At 53.1% G+C, this 1,016-nt stretch carries 1 pseudogene; it reads left to right on the top strand.

Features of this window, described 5'->3' with window-relative positions:
- A pseudogene (locus FZC40_RS16940) lies at positions 1-1,016 on the top strand (hypothetical protein); the annotation flags it as partial.

A 1,016-nucleotide genomic window follows, 5' to 3' on the forward strand; every position in this document is an offset into this window, starting at 1 on the left:
AAATTCTCTGATTTCAATACCGGCCTCAGCACCCTTAAAAGCGGTTCGGCCCAGTTGAATACCGGAGCCCAGACCCTGGCGGCGGGAACGGACCAGCTGGACGACGGAATTCAGGCCTATACGGCTGGTGTCGACTCGCTGATTGGCAGTGTGAGTCAGACCTCCGCTTTCATTTCTTACTTTGTTCAGGAGCATCCTGAGCTGATGCAGGACCCACAATTTGCGGCGTTCATACAGAAAATGTCTTCCAGCGATAATGCCGCGCAGATTCAGGAATTACAGAGTGCCGGAGTTCAGTTAAACGGTGCCGCCGAATCAATTGCTCAGGGTGCGGCCGGTTTATCCGCCGGCACCAGTCAGATAGACAGCGGAATTGCAACCGTCAGTGCCGCTTCCGGCCAACTGAATACGGCGGCTGACAGCATTTCATCCGGAGCCGCCACCCTGGCCAACGGTGTCAGTACCGTGGCCAATGGCGCCACCGCCCTGGCCGATGGCGCGACCACCCTGGCCGATGGAACCACCACTCTGGCCAACGGCGCCGCCACTTTGGCGAATGGCCAGACCACCCTTAACAGCGGCATCACTACCGCCCAGAATGGCGTGATCACCTCCATTGATACGGCCAATGCCGATGCTTCAAAATTAAATGGCCTGGGGACGTTCGTCAGTGCCCCGGTGACGGTTGAAAGTGATGTGATCAATCCGATCCCCAATTACGGCGCTTACTTCACACCCTACTTTATGTCGCTGTCCCTCTGGGTTGGAGCCTTAATCATCTTCTTCGGCATCTATTTTGATGCCGACAAGAAATTCAACATCTTATCCCGGGACAGTTCAAATAAAGTAATTCGAAGCTTTCTTTATTTGGTGATCGCTTTTACCCAGGCCGTTTTATTGGAAGTCATCATCAAATATGCGCTGGGACTACAAATTGGTCACCAGGGACTGTACTTCATTTCAGCCTGCCTGGTATCCATGACCTTTTTCGCAATTGTTCAGTTCTGTATTGTCCA

Origin of the sequence: Acetobacterium tundrae, assembly GCF_008086615.1 — a bacterium.
GTDB classification, from domain to species: domain Bacteria; phylum Bacillota; class Clostridia; order Eubacteriales; family Eubacteriaceae; genus Acetobacterium; species Acetobacterium tundrae.